At 73.1% G+C, this 15,036-nt stretch carries 14 protein-coding genes and 3 pseudogenes; 11 read left to right on the top strand and 6 right to left on the bottom strand.

Going from position 1 to position 15,036, the window contains the following annotated elements:
• Positions 1-63 precede the first annotated feature (63 nt).
• Both tadA and DA06_RS03635 read left to right on the top strand, forming a co-directional pair.
• Positions 64-514 (top strand): annotated as a pseudogene (tadA, locus tag DA06_RS03640) (tRNA adenosine(34) deaminase TadA).
• 349 nt (positions 515-863) lie between these two features.
• Positions 864-1,148: a hypothetical protein gene (locus DA06_RS03635; protein WP_418606872.1), complete on the top strand. Its 285-nt coding sequence runs from the start codon at positions 864-866 to the stop codon at positions 1,146-1,148.
• Positions 1,149-1,225: 77 nt separating this feature from the next.
• Here the strand turns inward: DA06_RS03635 and DA06_RS03630 are convergent, their stop codons facing one another.
• The 4 genes from DA06_RS03630 to DA06_RS03615 all read right to left on the bottom strand — a co-directional run bounded on the left by DA06_RS03630 (position 1,226) and on the right by DA06_RS03615 (position 4,912).
• A complete protein-coding gene (locus tag DA06_RS03630; RefSeq protein WP_052436336.1) occupies positions 1,226-1,903 on the bottom strand; it encodes a TetR/AcrR family transcriptional regulator in 678 nt (225 codons plus the stop codon).
• Between the two features lie 133 nt (positions 1,904-2,036).
• The gene (locus DA06_RS03625) at positions 2,037-2,741 is read right to left on the bottom strand and encodes a hypothetical protein (RefSeq protein ID WP_052436335.1); all 705 of its coding nucleotides are present in this window, start codon (positions 2,739-2,741) and stop codon (positions 2,037-2,039) included.
• Positions 2,742-3,040: 299 nt separating this feature from the next.
• Positions 3,041-3,748: a purine-nucleoside phosphorylase gene (gene deoD / locus DA06_RS03620; protein WP_043497339.1), complete on the bottom strand. Its 708-nt coding sequence runs from the start codon at positions 3,746-3,748 to the stop codon at positions 3,041-3,043.
• A gap of 189 nt (positions 3,749-3,937) precedes the next feature.
• Positions 3,938-4,912 carry an AraC family transcriptional regulator gene (locus DA06_RS03615; protein ID WP_052436337.1) on the bottom strand — a complete coding sequence of 325 codons (975 nt, stop codon included), beginning with the start codon at positions 4,910-4,912 and terminating at the stop codon, positions 3,938-3,940.
• Between the two features lie 167 nt (positions 4,913-5,079).
• Here DA06_RS03615 and DA06_RS03610 point away from each other — a divergent pair, with 167 nt between their 5' ends.
• Positions 5,080-5,721: an NAD(P)-dependent oxidoreductase gene (locus tag DA06_RS03610; protein WP_043497336.1), complete on the top strand. Its 642-nt coding sequence runs from the start codon at positions 5,080-5,082 to the stop codon at positions 5,719-5,721.
• Positions 5,722-5,824: 103 nt separating this feature from the next.
• Here DA06_RS03610 and DA06_RS03605 read toward each other — a convergent pair whose 3' ends face one another.
• Positions 5,825-7,030: a cobalamin-independent methionine synthase II family protein gene (locus DA06_RS03605; RefSeq protein ID WP_043497334.1), complete on the bottom strand. Its 1,206-nt coding sequence runs from the start codon at positions 7,028-7,030 to the stop codon at positions 5,825-5,827.
• Here DA06_RS03605 and DA06_RS03600 point away from each other — a divergent pair.
• The 5 genes and pseudogenes from DA06_RS03600 (at position 7,017) to DA06_RS03580 (ending at position 10,244) form a co-directional block, all read left to right on the top strand.
• Positions 7,017-7,199, top strand: a complete 183-nt coding sequence (locus DA06_RS03600; RefSeq protein WP_418606871.1) for a hypothetical protein — start codon at positions 7,017-7,019, stop codon at positions 7,197-7,199. The two genes, DA06_RS03605 and DA06_RS03600, sit on opposite strands and share 14 nt — an antisense overlap.
• An 85-nt stretch (positions 7,200-7,284) precedes the next feature.
• Positions 7,285-8,190, top strand: a pseudogene (locus DA06_RS03595) (sodium-dependent transporter); the annotation flags it as partial.
• 70 nt (positions 8,191-8,260) lie between these two features.
• On the top strand, positions 8,261-8,869 hold the full coding sequence (locus DA06_RS03590; protein ID WP_418607860.1) for a hypothetical protein: 609 nt from the start codon (positions 8,261-8,263) through the stop codon (positions 8,867-8,869).
• Positions 8,866-9,015, top strand: a complete 150-nt coding sequence (locus DA06_RS03585; protein WP_418606870.1) for a methionine/alanine import family NSS transporter small subunit — start codon at positions 8,866-8,868, stop codon at positions 9,013-9,015. Before DA06_RS03590 ends, DA06_RS03585 begins: the two co-directional genes overlap by 4 nt.
• A 167-nt stretch (positions 9,016-9,182) precedes the next feature.
• The gene (locus tag DA06_RS03580) at positions 9,183-10,244 is read left to right on the top strand and encodes an ATP-dependent DNA ligase (protein WP_418606869.1); all 1,062 of its coding nucleotides are present in this window, start codon (positions 9,183-9,185) and stop codon (positions 10,242-10,244) included.
• Positions 10,245-10,251: 7 nt separating this feature from the next.
• On the opposite strand, the gene ligD is transcribed toward DA06_RS03580, so the two are convergent.
• A complete protein-coding gene (ligD, locus tag DA06_RS03575; RefSeq protein WP_043497331.1) occupies positions 10,252-11,274 on the bottom strand; it encodes a non-homologous end-joining DNA ligase in 1,023 nt (340 codons plus the stop codon).
• 282 nt (positions 11,275-11,556) lie between these two features.
• Here ligD and DA06_RS03570 point away from each other — a divergent pair.
• The 3 genes and pseudogenes from DA06_RS03570 (at position 11,557) to DA06_RS03560 (ending at position 14,989) form a co-directional block, all read left to right on the top strand.
• Positions 11,557-12,589 (top strand): annotated as a pseudogene (locus tag DA06_RS03570) (3-oxoacyl-ACP synthase III).
• Positions 12,586-13,614 carry an alpha/beta fold hydrolase gene (locus tag DA06_RS03565; protein ID WP_418606868.1) on the top strand — a complete coding sequence of 343 codons (1,029 nt, stop codon included), beginning with the start codon at positions 12,586-12,588 and terminating at the stop codon, positions 13,612-13,614. The pseudogene DA06_RS03570 and the gene DA06_RS03565 overlap by 4 nt, the downstream one beginning before the upstream one ends.
• Entirely contained in the window at positions 13,598-14,989 is a 1,392-nt protein-coding gene (locus DA06_RS03560; protein ID WP_052436334.1) for an alpha/beta hydrolase family protein, read from the top strand. Before DA06_RS03565 ends, DA06_RS03560 begins: the two co-directional genes overlap by 17 nt.
• Positions 14,990-15,036: the final 47 nt, after the last annotated feature.

Genomic DNA, 15,036 nt, shown 5'->3' with positions numbered 1-15,036 from the left:
AACGTACCGCCCGGCGCCGGAGGCACCACGTCGGCCTGCCCGGCCGTGCGCCATCATGACCCCATGACGTTCGAGGCCGCCATGGACGAGGCCCTCGCCCTCGCCCGCGAGGCCGTGCTCGACGGCGACGTCCCGGTGGGGGCGATCGTGCTCGGCCCTGACGGCTCCGTCGTCGGCCGCGGACGCAACCGGCGCGAGGCCGACGGCGACCCCACGGCGCACGCCGAGATCCTCGCCCTGCGGGAGGCGTCCGCGACCCTCGGGGCCTGGCGGCTCGACGGCTGCACCCTCGTGGTCACGCTCGAGCCCGTGCACCATGTGCGCGGGTGCGGTCGTGCTGGCGCGGGTGGACCGGGTGGTGCTCGGTGCCTGGGACCCCAAGGCGGGGGCCACCGGGTCGGTGCGCGACGTCGTGCGGGACTCGCGGCTCAACCACCGGGTCGAGGTGGTGGCCGGGGTGCGGGGCGACGAGAGCGCGGCGCTGCTCCGGGACTTCTTCGCGCGGCGGCGCTGACCCCCGCCTGTATGTATCAACATTGTCGTGATACGTTGAGGCGACGTTGATACGAAAAAGGAACTACTCATGGACCGTCACGCCTTTCTCGTCCTGCTCGCCGCCGTCATCCTCGCCTCCGCCGCGGTGCCGGGGCTCGTGATGCTGAGCGGCCGGGGGCGCGTGCGCCTGGCGCACCGGGTCGCGCGGAGGGTCGACCTCGCGATCGAGGAACCGGTGGGCGCCGTCGTGGTGCGGCGGCTCGCGAACCGGGAGCTCGTCGCGTCGGCCGTCGCCACGCTTGCCGGCCTGCTGACGCTCCTGGCCGTGGCGCCGCTCGAGGTCTCCGACGCTCCGCCCGAGCTACGACGTGCTGTGGCTGGCCGTCGCGGTGATGGGCGGGCGTGCTCTGGGCGGCGGCGACGACGGCGAGGTGCGACGTCGACTCCTGGCGCTGCCCGGGATCGGGCCGTGGACCGTCGACTACCTCGCGCTGCGGGTCCTCGGCGACCGTGACGCCCTGCCGGCCGGCGACCTCGTGCTGAGGCGGGCGCTGGGCGCGACGGCGCGCGAGGTCGTCACGGTCGCCGAGGCGTGGCGACCGTGGCGTGCCTACGCCGTGACGCACCTGTGGACCGCGTCCGCCTACCTCTGAGGTGCGTGCCCCGACCCCGACAGCGCCATCGGGGTCGCGCGCCCGCGCGCACCGGCGGGCGGACCGGGACGGCACGATCAGACGGCGGCGCCGACCCCGCGGAGCTGGATGTCCACGAGCGTCGCGACGTAGTCGTCGATCTTCGCCCGCATGTCCTCGATCGTGTCCGGCGAGCTGACCAGCACGTGGACCAGGATCGCGCCCTCGATCGCGTCGAGGAACTCCCGGGTCGGCGTGTCCGGGGGCAGCTCCCCGTCGCGCACGCCGCGCTGCACCCGGTCCTCCAGCGAGAGCACGCCCTTGCTGATCCGTTCCTGGCGGATCTCCTGGAACTCGTCGGGGTTCGCCAGGGCGGCGGAGTACAGGTGCGAGATCGCCGGGCCGTGCTCACCGAGGTAGAGGTTCGCCCGGGCGGTGGCGTGCGCGACGAGGTAGTCGCGCAGCGTCATCCCCTCGGTCTCCTCGGGAGTGACGTACCTACGCTCGAGGTCGCGCAGCGCGTCCAGCAGCAGGTCCCGCTTGTCCTTCCAGCGAAGGTAGATCGAGGACTTGCCGATGCCGGCGTGGGTCGCGACGCCGTCGAGACTCAGACCCGCCCAGCCGCGGTGCCCGAACAGCTCCAGCACGGCGCGGTAGGCCCGCTCCTCGGTGTCGGCGTGGCGGGGCCGTCCCGGACCGCGGCGCACCGGCGCCGGCGCCGGCTCCTCCGCGTTGGCCGTGGCGTGCGACTCGACGGGCGTCGACTGCTTTGTCATGTGCCTCGCCTCCCTCCGTCAGGATGTGGACACTACCTGCGGAGATTCAGCACACAGAGGCATTCGAGGGCGACGTGGGGGTGAAAACCGGACCACCCGGGCAGGATCGGAGGGTGAGGCCCGACGGCGCGGCTCAGCCGAGCTTTGCGGGGGCGACGACGCCGTGCCACTGCTCCGGCTGGAGCCGTGCGGGCGCCTCCGAGACGGTGTCCCAGCGAGAGCCCTTGCCGGCGAGCTCGCGGCAGATGGCGATCGCCTCGGTGAGCAGCCGGCGCAGACGCTCGTCCGCGTCGGGGATGCACGCGGTGGCGATGCCGGGGACCGCGAAGTCGAGGATCACCGGACCGGGGTGGAACCGCACGGGGCCCACCACGCCCTGACGGATGAAGCGTCGGGCCCACTCGGCCGCGAGCGGTGCGTCGGCCAGCGCCCATGCCGTGGAGGTGCGCAGCGTGTCTGGGTCGCGGCCGTCGGTGGCGGCGAGCATCCGGTCCACGCTCAGCGCGCCCACCGCGAGGGACCGCTGGGTCTCCTCGGCGACGACGGGCAGGGCGGTGGTCGCGGTCAGCAGCGCGATCTCGTGGTCCCAGCGCAGGTCCGTGCTGGTCAGGCCGATCACCGAGGGGATCAGCGGGGCCAGCTGCGGCCGCGCGGCGTCGGACGTGCAGTCGTTGACCAGCCTTGCGAGGTGGGCCAGCAGGCGGTGGGTGCAGGCCGGCCGGTCGCTCCACCGTTCGCCGGCGAGGTAGGAGGCCAGCTCCATGAAGCACGCACCTTTGCGCGGGTTGCGGTGCTTGCCCCGCCCGAGCATCGGCAGCATGTCGTGATCGTTGTCCATGACCGTGCTCCCACTCTGGAGTGATCGTCGTCTCACAAGCATGCGCCACCCCACGCGGGTGCGCAACGGGTTGCGCCGGCACCGCGGCGTGGCGGCTTGACGTGAGCGAACGCGGCGGTCGGTACGGCGAGCGGTGATCGGACGGTGCGGAGCGGTGGCCGGGCGGTGGGTAACGGTGGACGGCGGGCGGATGTGGCCGTCAGCAGTGCGGAGAGGTCGGCGACGGTGGATGGCCGGCGGCGGTGCCCGTCAGCACGGCGCCGCGGTGGGCAACGTTGGATTGCCGGCGGCTGTGCCCGTCAGCAGTGTGCCGCGGCGACCGCCAGCGTGAGCGCCCGCTGGAAGTTGCTCTCGCGCTCCTCGGCGCTCATGTCCCGCGAGCCGTCGAGCAGGTGGTCGGAGATGGTGAGCACGGCGAGCGCCTCACGGCCGTACTGGGCGGCGACGCCGTACAGGCCCGCCGCCTCCATCTCGACGCCGAGGGTGCCGTAGTCCGCCAGCGCCTGGACCTGCTCCGCCGGGTTGCCGTAGAAGTGGTCGCGGGAGACCACCGGCGCCACGTGGACGTCGTCGGCGCCCTCGGCGGCGGCGACGGCGGCGGCGACCAGCCGGTAGGAGGCGACGGCGGAGAAATGGATCCCGGGGATGCGGGTGGTGTTCATCGCCGAGTCGGTGTGGGCCCCGAGGGCGACGACGACGTCCCCCACCTTGACCTGGTGGGAGAGGCCTCCCGCGGTCCCGACCCGGATGATCCGCTGCACGTCGTACTGGCCGAAGAGCTCGTTGGCGTAGATGCCGAGCGACGGCATCCCCATCCCGGAGGCCATCACCGACAGCGGCTTCCCGTTCACCGTTCCCGTGTACGCGCCGATGCCGCGCACGTCCGAGACCTTCCGGGCGTCGGACATGAGCTGGGCGGCGATGCGCTCGGCCCGCCTGGGGTCCCCGGGCATGAGGACGGCGGGGGCGAAGTCACCCTTCTCGGCGGCGATGTGCGGGGTCGGCATGGTTCTCTCCTCGTTTCCGGGACGCGGCGTCCATGTTCCCACGGCTCGCGTGCCTCAGCGTCCCCGCAAACCGACGATCGTGGCCGGGGTGCCGCCCTTCCGCCGTTGGACGAGGTCACGGCTCGTCCGCTCACCGGGCGCCGTCGACCCGCGCGGCCGGGGTGCCGCCCCTTCCGCCGATGCGCACGGTCACGCTCGTCCGGTCACCGGGAGTCGTCCACCCGCGCGGGCGGACGGGCCGCGCCGGACGGCTCCCGGCGTGCGGCCGGTCAGGCGCTTGTAGGCGCGGTTGAACGCCGCCTCGGAGGCGTACCCGAGCTCGCGGGCCACCGCCCCGACCTCCCGGCCGTCCTCCAGCGCCACCGTCGCGGCCTCCATCCGCCAGCGCATCACGTACCTCATCGGCGCCTCCCCGACGAGCCCGGTGAACCTCGCGGCGAAGGACGAGCGCGACATGGCCACCTCGTGCGCGAGTCCGCCAAGCGTCCAGGGCCGTCCCGGGTCGGCGTGGACGAGGGCGAGCGCCCGTCCCACCTGCGGATCGCGGAGCGCCGCTAGCCAGCCCGCACGTGCGGCGTCGTCGTCCTCGATCCAGGACCGGATCGCCTCGATGACGACGACGTCGGCCAGGCGGGTGATGACGGCCTCCCCGCCCGGGCGGACCGCACAGGCCTCATCCGTGACCAGGGCGATCAGGTCCCCGATCCGGCCGGCCCGCCGGGTGTCCTCCCCGCGGACGTGCACGGTGGGCGGGAGAAGGTCGAGCAGCCGCCGGGCCGTCGGGTGCTCGAACTGGAGGATGCCGCACAGCAGTGAGGCCCCGTCACCTCCGCCGCCGACGCGGAGGACCGAGTAGTGGTCGCCCACCATCTGCTGCTCGAGCCGGTCCACCCGTCCGGCGACGCCCGCGCCGGGGAAGCTGCGGAGGACGTGGCCGCGGCCGTGCGGGACGAGCACCAGATCGCCGGTGCGGAGGTCGTGCGTGAGGCCACTCACCTCGAGCACGCAACTCCCGGCGGTCACCAGGTGGAAGCTCACGCACCCCTCGAAGGCGGGCATCTCCAGCCCCCACGGCTCGGTGAGCTCGGTACGGCAGTAGAACGCGCCGCTCATCCGCAGGACGTGCAGGACGTCGCCCAGCGGGTCCACCCGGGCCCACGGCATGTCGGTGCTCACCGGACCACCCTCTCCGGCCGGGCACCGGTCGTCCAGCACCGCCGGACGAACGGGCAACGATCCCGGCCGCAGGGGCATGGAGCGTCCGTGCCGCCGTTCCTACGTTGGACGACGAGGCACCGGGACGGCCGGTGCACGGGCGAGGAGGAACGATCATGAAGGTGCTTGTCGTCGGGGCGACGGGCGGCTCCGGACGTGCGGCGGTGGCAGCGCTGTCGGCCCGTGGTCACGAGGTGACGGTGCTGACCCGGAGGGAGGCCGCCGGCTGGGCCGGCGCGGTCCGGGTCGTCGTCGGGGACGCGACCAGGCAGGCGGACGTCAGCTCCGCCGTCGAGGGGCAGGACGCCGTCCTGGTGACCCTCGGCATCCGGGAGAACCCGGTGCGCGTGCGCCTGCGCGGGCCGGCCGGGACCGCGATCGACGTGCGTTCGCGCGGCACCCGCAACGTCGTCGCGGCGATGCGCGAGCACGGGGTCCGGCGGCTGGTCGTCCAGACCTCCTACGGCGTGGGGACGACCCGGGACGCACTGCCGCTCCGGTACCGGCTGATGTTCTTCCTGCTGCTCGGGCCGCAGATCCGCGACACCGAGCTCCAGGACCGGGACGTGCGGGAGTCGGGACTCGACTGGATCGTGGTCCAGCCGGTGAATCTCACGGACGCCGTCGAGGAGGGCGAGGCGTTCGCCTCCACCACCGGTGAGGTCCGCGGCTGGCACGTGTCGCGCTCCCGCGTGGGTCGCTCCCTGGCCGCGGCCGTGGAGTCGGGAAGCAGCAGGCTCGTCGTGGCCCTGTCCTGACGGGACCACGGGCCGGCGGGTCGACGGCGCTCGGAACCGGTGGGGATCCGGCACCGGGGCGCGCGCGATCGCGGCGCGCGCCCCCCCGACGACGTTCCCGCTGTCAGCCCCAGAGCCGCCTGGTGGCGATCTCCGCCCCCTGCGCGAGCGCCTCCAGCTTGGCGACCGCGATCTGCGGATGGATCCGCCCGCCCAGCCCGCAGTCGGTGGAGGCGACGACGTTCTCGCGGCCCACGCGGACCGCGAACCGCTCGATGCGGTCGGCGACCAGCTCGGGGTGCTCGACGACGTTCGTCGCGTGCGAGACGACGCCGGGCAGGACGAGCTTGCCCTCCGGCAGCGCGACGTCGTCCCACACCTTGTACTCGTGCTCGTGACGGACGTTGCCCGCCTCGAACGAGTAGGCGCCGGCATCGATGCGGAGCATGGTGCGGACGATGTCCTTCATCGGCAGGTCGGTGGTGTGCGGACCGTGCCAGGAGCCCCAGCACAGGTGGAACCGGATGCGGTCCTGCGGCAGGCCGCGCAGGGCGTGGTTGAGGGCCTCGACCCGCAGCTCGGTGAAGGCGACGTAGTCCTCGACGGAGGGCTCCGGCTCGATCTGGTCGAAGTTCTCGGCGACGGAGGGGTCGTCGATCTGCAGGACCAGACCGGCGTCGAGGACCGCCTGGTACTCCTCGCGCAGCACGTCGGCCCAGGCGTAGAGCAGCTCCTCGTCGGAGCCGTAGTGCTTGTTCGTGAGCCGTGAGGCGCTGCCGGGGGAGAGCGCGGTGATGAAGCCCTCCTGGGCTCCGGTGGCGTCCAGCGCCGCCCTCAGGTTCGCCGTGTCCTGGGCGATGGCGTCCTGGCCGGTGTAGGTCAGCGGTCCGGTGACGCTCGGGAAGGGCTTCGGCCCGCCCGTGAAGATGCCCGACCCGGGGTCGGCGTAGGCCTCCGCGAAGCGCGTGCGGTCGCGGCGGTGGCCGAACCCGGTCAGGCGCACGTTCCCGGGCGAGGAGAGCACCTGCTCGGTGATCCAGGAGTCGTCGCCGTCGATCTCCAGGCCGCCCGTCCGCTGGAACGAGTAGGACCACCAGGCGCCGTAGTCCACCGGCGAGCTCATGGACTTCCCGAACTCGCCGTCGCCGACCACCGTGATGCCGAGGTCGAGCTGGCGCTGCACGAGGTCGGTCACGGCTGCGCGCAGCAGGTCGGCGAAGCCCTCGGCCTCGCCGCCGGCCTCGCGCGCCGCGTTCGCAGCGATGAGCTCGGGCGTGCGCGGGAGGGAGCCCGCGTGCGTGGTCTGGATCCGGTCGGTGCTGCTCAGCATGGGTCCTCGTGTCCTGGTCTGGCGGGTGGTCCGTGGCCGGCTGCGGGCCGGCGTGGCCATGGTGCCGGAGGACGCCCGACCGGCGCGGCCGCCACCGCGGAGCGGGACGTCGCTGATCCGCACGCCCGCCGTGCGGCTACGGTGGGCGTCCGACGTGGCGGACCACTAGTATCGCCGCGACCTGAGCCTGCGCACGACCAGGACCAGCCGGACGGAGGCCGGCGGGTCCGGGCGAGCCCGACGGAGGGAAGACCATGGCGGGACAAGCATCGACCGACGTCGGAAGGGAGCAGTGGTCCGGCCAGCTCGGATTCCTGCTCTCGGCGATCGGCTCGGCCATCGGGCTGGGGAACATCTGGCGTTTCCCGGGCGTGGCGTACGACAACGGCGGCGGCGCCTTCCTCATCCCCTATCTCGTCGCGCTGCTGACGGCCGGCGTGCCGATCCTGCTGCTCGACTACTCCCTCGGGCACCGGTTCCGCGGGTCGGCGCCCACGGTGTTCCGTCGCCTGGGCAGGAAGTTCGAGCCGCTGGGCTGGTTCCAGGTGGCGATCGCGTTCATGATCGCGACCTACTACACGGTCATCATCGTCTGGGCGGCCCGCTACGCGTTCTTCTCGGTCTCCCTCGCCTGGGGCGACGATCCAGCCACGTTCTTCATCGGTGACTTCCTCAGGGACGCCGGGCCCACGGTCACGACCGACGTCGTCGGCGGGATCTTCTGGCCGATGCTCGCGCTGTGGGTCGTGACCCTGGTGATCCTCGCCCTGGGCGTCGCCAGGGGCATCGAGCGCGCCAACAAGATCTTCCTGCCGCTGCTGGTCGTGCTGTTCCTCGTCCTCGTCGTCCGCGCACTCTTCCTCGACGGTGCCATGGACGGTCTGAGCGCCTTCTTCACCCCGGACTGGGCGGCGCTGTCCGACCCGGGCGTGTGGATCGCGGCCTACAGCCAGATCTTCTTCTCGCTCTCGATCGCCTTCGGCATCATGCTCACCTACTCGAGCTACCTGCGGCGCCGCTCGAACCTCGTGCCGGTCTCCTACGTGGCCGCGTTCGCCAACTCGTCCTTCGAGCTGCTGGCCGGTATCGGCGTCTTCGCCACGCTCGGCTACATGGCGTTCCAGCAGGGCGTCGCCGTCGGTGAGCTCGAGGGCATCACCGGCGTGGTGCTCTCCTTCATCACCTTCCCGCAGATCATCTCGCTGATGCCGGGGGGGCCCGATCTTCGGGGTGCTGTTCTTCGTCTCCCTCACCCTGGCCGGGTTCACGTCGCTCATCTCCATCATGCAGGTGGTCTCCGCCGCGTTCCAGGAGAAGTTCGGCCTCAGCCGGGTGCAGGTCTCCGTCCTCATCGGCGGCCTGTGCGCGGTGATCTCGCTGGCGCTCTACTCGACCACCTCGTCGCTGGCCATGCTCGACACCGTGGACAAGTACACCAACGAGATCGGCGTGGTCACCTCCGCGATCCTGATGTGCCTCATCACGGGCCTCGGGCTGCGCAAGCTGCCCGAGCTGCAGGCGCACCTCAACGGGGTCTCCACCGCACGGGTCGGCGCGTGGTGGCGGGTCCTCGTCGGGGTCGTCGTCCCGATCGCCCTCCTCTACATGCTCGTCCGCACCGTGATGGAGCTGCTGAGCGAGCCGTACGGCGGTTATCCGTGGACGTTCGTCAACATCGTCGGCTGGGGCGCGGTCGGCCTGATGGTGATCGGCGCCCTCGCGTACACGGCTGTCCGCTGGCGCAGGCCGGTGGACGACTTCACCCCTGACCCCATCCCGGGATTCGCGGCGGGCTCCGCGCGACTGGGAGGACCGACCAACCCGGAGGCCACCCGATGAGTACCGTCGCGATCGTCATGATGCTCGTCGCCATGCTCGTGGTGTGGGGCGGCCTCGTCGCCGCCGTCGTCTTCCTGCTGCGCAACCCGCTCCAGGAGGACGCCGGCGGCGACTACCTCGACGAGCCGGAGGCCCACCACCTGTAGGCAGGCGGAGGCGCCGTGGCGCCGGCGACCCTGGCACGCCACGGCGCCGGGGCGCCCTGCCTCGGCCCCACGGGGCCGGCCGGTGCACGATGCGTGGCCGGTGCACGAGGCATTGCCCGGGCCGGCGCGCTGTGGCGGCGGGCCGCGGTCCCGGCCACGATGGGCCCGTGGACCTGCCCATCACCCTGCCCGTGACGCCCATGCTCGCCAAGGCCGTCCCCGCGGTTCCCGAGCCCGACGCCGTGGACGGCGGCTACTCCTACGAGCCCAAGTGGGACGGCTTCCGCTGCATCGTCCTGCGTGACGGCGACGACGTCGAGCTGGCCAGCCGCGGCAGCAAGCCGCTCACCCGGTACTTCCCGGAGATGGTCGAGGCGGCGCGCGAGCACCTGCCGGAACGCTGCGCCGTCGACGGCGAGATCGTCGTGCGACGCGGCGAGCCGGGCAGCCAGCGGCTGGACTGGGAGTCCCTCTCGCAGCGGATCCACCCGGCCGAGTCCCGGGTGCGCAGGCTCGCGGCCGAGACGCCCGCCGAGTTCGTCGCGTTCGACCTGCTGTGCCTGGGCGAGGAGAACCTCATGGGCGAACCGTTCGCCCGGCGCCGCGACCGGCTCGAGGACGCGCTGTCGACCCTGGCCCAGGGCGCGCCCGTCCATCTGACGCGCGTGACACGCGACCAGGAGGTCGCCCAGGCATGGTTCACCACCTTCGAGGGCGCGGGGCTCGACGGCGTCGTCGCCAAGGCCCTGCGGTCCACCTACCAGCCGGGGAAGCGGACGATGCTGAAGATCAAGCACGCCCGCACCGCCGAGGCGGTGCTCGTGGGCTACCGCGTCCACAAGTCCGGCTCGGGCGTCGGCTCCCTCCTGCTGGGCATGTACGACGACGCGGGGAACCTGTTCAACGTCGGCGGCATCTCGGCGTTCACGGACAGACGCCGCAAGGAGCTCGTGGACGAGCTCGACGAGCTCGTGGTGCGCGACTCCGGCGGCGAGGTCGTGCGCGGCGAGACAGACCGGTCCAGGTTCAGCGCGAACAAGGACGTCAGCTTCGTCCGGCTCCGCCCGGAGCGGGTGGTCGAGGTGAAGTTCGACCAGCTGGAGGGCGCCCGGTTCCGGCACTCGGCGCAGTTCCTGCGCTGGCGCCCCGACCGGGACGCGCGGTCCTGCACCCTCGAGCAGATCGAGCGTCCGCTGGCGTACGACCTCGACGACGTCCTCCAGCGCTGACGCCGCGCTACCCCTCCGTGCGCTTGCGGCTCGGCTGCACCCGGGGCGGCTCGCCCGGCATCTTGGGGTACTCCGGCGGGAACGGCAGCTCCCCGAGGCCGTCGGCGACGTCACGGTCCCACAGCTCGAGCGCCGGGCCGATCCGGCCGAGCGTGCTGTCCATGCCGGCCCAGGCGTCGCCGTCGGCCGCGACGATCCCGGGCACCGTGCGCACGGTGAAGTCCCGCGGCGAGACGTCCCGGAGCTTCTCCCAGGGCACCGGCATGGACACGGGCGCGCCGGGGAGGGGCCGGGGGCTGTAGGCGGAGGCGATCGTGCGGTCGCGGTTGGCCTGGTTGAAGTCCACGAAGACCTTCTGCCCGCGCTCCTCCTTCCACCACGCCGTCGTCACCAGGTCCGGCAGCCGGCGCTCGAGCTCCCGGGCGATGCCGATCACGCCGTGGCGCACGTCGAGGAACTCGTGCGTGGGCTCGACCCGCGCGTAGACGTGGACGCCGCGGTTGCCCGAGGTCTTCGCCCACGGGCTGAGCCCGAGCTCCTCCATCAGCTCCTTGAGGCCGAATGCCGCCTCGACCGCGTCCGGGAAGCCGAGCCCCGGCTGAGGGTCGAGGTCGATACGCAGCTCGTCGGGGTTGTCGTTGTCCGCGGTACGCACGGGCCAGGGGTGGAAGGTCACCGTGTTCATCTGCACCGCCCACACGGCCGTGGCGACCTCGTCGACCACCAGCTGCGGGTGCCGCGCGCCGGACGGGTACGTGCACATCACCGTGCGCGCCCACGCGGGCACACCCCGCGGCGGGTTCTTGGAGAAGAACTCCTCGCCCTGGACGCCCTCGGGGAAGCGCTGGAGCGTGACGGGGCGGTCGGCGACGGCGCGCAGCAGGCCCTCGCCGACGGCCACGTGATACTCCGCGAGCTCCCACTTGGTGACGCCGTCGTCGGGCCACATGAGACGGTCCGGGCTGGAGACCCGCACCTGCCGCGGGCCGTCGGGCCCGGGAACCTCCATCACCTTCGCGCTGGACGCCATGGGCCTGAGAGTAGCGCCGCGGCCCGCCTGCGCCGTGTTCCGACGCCGGGCCGGGCCGGCCGTCGCCTCCCGTGTGCCGGGCCGGGCCGGCCGCCACCTCCCTGTGCCGACGCCCGGTCGGGCCGGCCGGCGGGCTGGCATGATGGATCGGGCACCGACGACCGGGCGCACCACCCCGACGCCGTCGGCGGGGAAGTTCCCGCCGACGCGCGGTTGTGACTGATGTCCCAGGCCGCCGCCACCGGCGTGCGCCCGCGCGTCGCCCCTTCGTAATCTTGGACGGTGAGCCAACTGGGTAACGCGACGTTCCGGTACCGCGACAGCGCCATCGTGGGTCTGTCCCACATCGAGGCGCCCCGGGTGGTGACCTCCGCCGAGTTCGAGGACCGGCTCGCCGTCGCCCGCAAGGCTCTGCGCCTGCCGAGGAACCTGCTCGAACGCGTCTCCGGGGTGCGTGAACGGCGCTGGTGGGAGGAGGGCACCGCGTTCGAGGACATGGCCGCGGAGGCCGGCTCGAAGGCCCTGGCGGAGGCCGGGGTGGCCCCCCGGCGACGTCGGGCTGCTCATCAACACGTCAGTCTCCCGCAACCAGCTCGAGCCGTCGGTGGCGGTGCGCGTCCACGACCGCATGGGCCTGTCGAGCCGCGCCCTCAACTTCGACATCACCAACGCCTGCGTCGGCTTCGTCAACGGCGTGCAGATGGCGTCGGCGATGATCGACGCAGGCCAGATCGACTACGCCGTGATCGTCAACGCCGAGGACGTGCGCCGCACCCAGGAGGACACGCTCGCCCGGCTCTCCGCCGACGACGTCACGCGCGAGGACTACCAGAACCAGTTCGCCTCGCTCACCCTCGGCGACGGCGCCGCCGCCGCCGTCGTCGGCCGCGCCTCCGACCGCCCCGACGGGCACCGGATCCTCGGCGGCGTCGCGCGTGCCGGCACGGAGCACCACGAGCTGTGCGTGGGCTCCTTCGGCAAGATGACCACGGACACCAAGAACCTCCTCGACAAGGGCCTCAAGCTCGTCGTGGACGCCTGGCGCGAGGCCGAGGCGGACGGCTGGGACTGGTCGCGGCTGGACCGCTACGTCACCCACCAGATCTCCACGCCCTACACGCAGGCGATCATCGACGCCGTCGACCTCGACCCCGCGGCGGTGCCCATCACCTTCGACCGGTGGGGGAACGTCGGCCCGGCGGCGATCGCCATGACCCTCTCGGAGCAGGCGGACACGCTCAACCCCGGCGACCGGGTCATGTGCCTGGGCGTCGGCTCGGGCCTGAACACCGCGATGCTGGAGCTGGCCTGGTGAGTTGGCCCGGGGTCGACCCTGGCTGGTCCCGCCGGGCGGTCGTCGACGGGCACGCCTGGCACTATCTCGACAACGCCCCGTCACTGCCTGCCGGCGTCACGCCGCGCGGCACCGTCCTGTGCGTGCACGGCAACCCCACCTGGTCCTACCTCTGGCGCTCGGTCCTCGCCGCCGGAGCCGAGGCCGGCTGGCGCGTCGTCGCGGTCGACCAGCTCGAGACGGGCTTCTCCGAGCACACCGGCGCCCACCACCGGCTCGCCGACCGGGTCTCGCAGCTCGGCGCGCTCACCGACCACCTCGGCCTGTCCGGCCCCGGCTGGGACGGGCTGCCGGTGGTGACCCTCGGTCACGACTGGGGCGGCGTCGTCTCCATGGGCTGGGCCGTGGACCACCCGCGCGAGCTCGCCGCCCTCGTGCTCACCAACACCGCCGTGCACCAGCCCGCCGCGAAGCGCGTCCCGGCCCTGCTGCGCCTCGCCCGGCACCGGTACGTCCACGCCGGGGCGACGACGGTCACGCCGGCGTTCCTCGACGTCACCCTCTCCCTCGCGAACCCCGCCCTGCCGCCGGAGGTCCGGGAGGCGTACCGGGCCCCGTACCGCACCGCCGACGACCGGCGGGGCATCGGCACGTTCGTGGAGGACATCCCGGTCGACGCCGGCCACCCCAGCCACGCCGAGCTGACCCGGATCGCCGACGGCGTCGCCGCCCTCGACGTCCCCGCCCTGATCATGTGGGGCCCCAACGACCCGGTCTTCTACGAGCGGTTCCTGCGCGACCTGCGTGAGCGTCTCCCGCACGCCGACGTCCACCGCTTCGAGGGCGCGGGCCACCTCGTCGTGGAGGACGCCGACGTCGCGCGCACGGTCGTGACGTGGCTGCGCCGCCGGCTCGAGGGCCGCGCCCACCTCGCCTGGGTCGCGTGGGACCACCCGCACATGCCGTGGACGAGCTCGGTGCTGCACGTGGCCGCGCTCTCCCCCGGACGGCCTGCCGGCGTCGGAGGAGGTGCTCGCCGGCGGTGACGGCATCAGCGTCGCGCAGCCCGTGTGGACGCAGGCCGGGGACCTTGTCCACGTCGACGACCGCACCGGCTGGTGGAACCTGTACCGCACCGAGGGGCTGCGCGCCGGCGGCCGGCGCCGCACCCGGGCGCTGCACCCCGCGACGATGGAGTTCACCGGCCCGCAGTGGCGCTTCGGGCCGCGCACGGTCGCGGTGCTCGACGACGAGCACCTCGTCTGCGCGTGGACCCGCGAGGGCCGGTGGCACCTCGGCGCGGTGCGCCTCGCCAACGGCGAGCTCGAGGAGTGGGCCGCCAGCTGGGAGCCGCAGGAGGTCGCCGCCGGCGACGGACGCGTCGTCGTCGTGGCCGCCGGCGCGCTGCGTCCGACGGCGGTGCTCGAGATCGGCGGCGGGCCTTCGCGCGCCGGTTCCGACGGACGGGCGGACACAGCTGGCCCACCCGGCGCCACCAGCGGCACGCCCAACGCCGCCACCGGCACGCCCGCCGGTGCCACCGTCCTGCGCCGCAGCAGCGAGATGCCGCTGGCCGGCAGCGACATCGCCGTCGCGCGGGCGGTCTCCTGGGAGGCCCCGGACGGCCCCCAGGCGCATGGGTTCTTCTACGCTCCGACGTCGTCCCGGTTCCGGGGTCCGGCCGACGAGCGGCCGCCGCTGCTGGTGACGACCCACGGCGGCCCCACCTCCGCCACCCGCGCCGTGTTCTCGCTCGGCGTGCAGTTCTGGACGACCCGCGGCTTCGCCGTGCTCGACGTCAACTACGGCGGCTCGACGGGCTACGGACGCGCCTACCGGGAGCGTCTCGACGGCAGTTGGGGGATCGTCGACGTCGCGGACTGCGCCAGTGGGGCGCAGCACCTGGCGGACGCCGGGCTGGTCGACCGCGCCCGTCTGGGCATCCGCGGTGGGAGCGCAGGCGGTTTCACCACGCTGGCGGCGCTGACGTTCACGGACACGTTCACCGCCGGCGCGAGCCGCTACGGGGTCGGCGACCTCGAGGCGCTCGCCCGCGACACCCACAAGTTCGAGTCCCGTTATCCCGTCGGCCTCGTGGGTCCGTACCCGGAGGCGGCCGAGACGTACCGGGACCGCTCCCCCGTGCACCACACCGACCGCCTCTCCGCTCCGATGGTGCTGCTGCAGGGCGTCGAGGACAAGGTCGTGCCGCCGAACCAGGCCCTGATGATGGCCGACGCCGTGCGTGCCAAGGGCCTTCCGGTCGCCGTGGTGATGTTCGAGGGTGAGGGGCACGGTTTCCGCCGTGCGGAGAACATCGAGGCCGCCGCGCTGGCGGAGCTCAGCTTCTTCGCGCAGGTGTGGGGTTTCGAGCCCGCGGGCGAGGTGCCGCGCCTCGAGCTGGAGAACGCGCGCGTCTGACGGCCGCCGCGGGCTGCCGCCCGCCTCAGGCAGTCAGTCCCGGCTGG

The sequence above is a fragment of the Georgenia sp. SUBG003 genome, from assembly GCF_000715355.2.
Lineage (GTDB): Bacteria > Actinomycetota > Actinomycetes > Actinomycetales > Actinomycetaceae > Georgenia.
The sequence above is the reverse complement of the archived record's forward strand: the minus strand, read 5'-3'. Positions and strand labels throughout refer to the sequence as shown.